Origin of the sequence: Pseudomonas sp. Wu6 (assembly GCF_019891515.1) — a bacterium.
GTDB classification, from domain to species: domain Bacteria; phylum Pseudomonadota; class Gammaproteobacteria; order Pseudomonadales; family Pseudomonadaceae; genus Aquipseudomonas; species Aquipseudomonas orientalis_A.
On record NZ_JAFLXH010000085.1, the window covers coordinates 1 to 1,308 of the forward strand.

Genomic DNA, 1,308 nt, shown 5'->3' on the forward strand with positions numbered 1-1,308 from the left:
CGTGATCTGGCCACCTTCGTTGACGGCAGTTGGCGCGGTCAGCGTGACAGTGGTGGTGTTATCAGTACCTGGGGTGTCAGTCACTGTTGTTGTGACTTTATCGGTACCTGGAACGAGATTTTCGAAGTGCTCGCCACCAGTGACAGTCTTGATAGCAGTGGTGACGGTCTGATCGCCTTTATAGACGTCATCCGGCGCAACAACCGAAACAGAACCGCTCGACTGATTTACGCCGATAGTGATGCTCTGGCCGTTATCCAAGGTGACGGTCAACGGGTTGGTGATGTTGGTCACCAGCGCGCCGTTTTTATCCACAAGGCTTGCTGTGTAAACGATGTTGCCGCCTTCGCCAACCGTGGTGGTAGCGCTCAGAACCACGTCGACCTTGTCGATGGTGTCGTTGATCGCTGTCGTGGCACTGTTTTGCGCAACTACCAGCTGCTCGAAGTTGCCGCCGGAAGCGTCGGTGATTTTGACGATCTGGGTGCTCTTGTCGATGAACACGTCATCGCTTGGCGCAGGGACGGTCACGGTGCCGACGGTATCGCCAGCCTTGATGATAATCGACGAACCGTTGTCCAACTTCAGCGTGACGTCAGTACCGGCCTTGTTGCTCAAGGTCGCGGTGTACGTGATCTGGCCACCTTCGTTGACTGCGCTTGGCGCGGTGAGCGTGACGGTAGTGGTATCAGCAGTGCCTGGGGTATCGGTAACAGTGGTGTTAACCGCTGTGGTACCTGGAACCAGGTTCTCAAAGTGCTCGCCACCGGTGACGGTTTTGATGGCGGTCGTGACGGTTTGATCGCCTTTATAAACGTCGTTTGGTGCCACGGCGGTGACCGTGCCGCTGGATTGGTTCACACCGATGGTGATGGTTTTGCCGTTATCCAGGGTGACTGTCAGCGGGTTGGTGATGTTGGTCACCGGCGCGCCGTTTTTATCCACAAGGCTGGCGGTGTAGACGATGTTGCCGCCTTCGCCGACGGTAGTGGTAGCGCTCAGAACTACATCGACCTTGTCGATGGTGTCGTTGATCGCAGTGGTTGCGCCGTTGCCTGCGACTTCCAGTTTTTCGAAGTTGCCGCCAGAAGCGTCGGTGATTTTGACGATCTGGGTGCTCTTGTCGATAAACACGTCATCGCTTGGAGCAGGCACGGTGACGGTGCCGACGGTGTCGCCGGCCTTGATGGTGATCGATGAGCCGTTGTCCAACTTCAGCGTGACGTCGCTGCCCGCTTTGTTAGAGAGCGTAGCGGTGTAAGTGATCTGGCCACCTTCGTTGACGGCGGTTGGCGCGGTCAGCGTGAC

Annotated in this window: 1 protein-coding gene; it reads right to left on the reverse strand. The window is 56.9% G+C overall.

Features of this window, described 5'->3' with window-relative positions:
• Positions 1 to 1,308, reverse strand: a 1,308-nt coding sequence (locus J1G34_RS26890; RefSeq protein WP_347709509.1) for an immunoglobulin-like domain-containing protein, incomplete at both ends; no start/stop codon positions are given.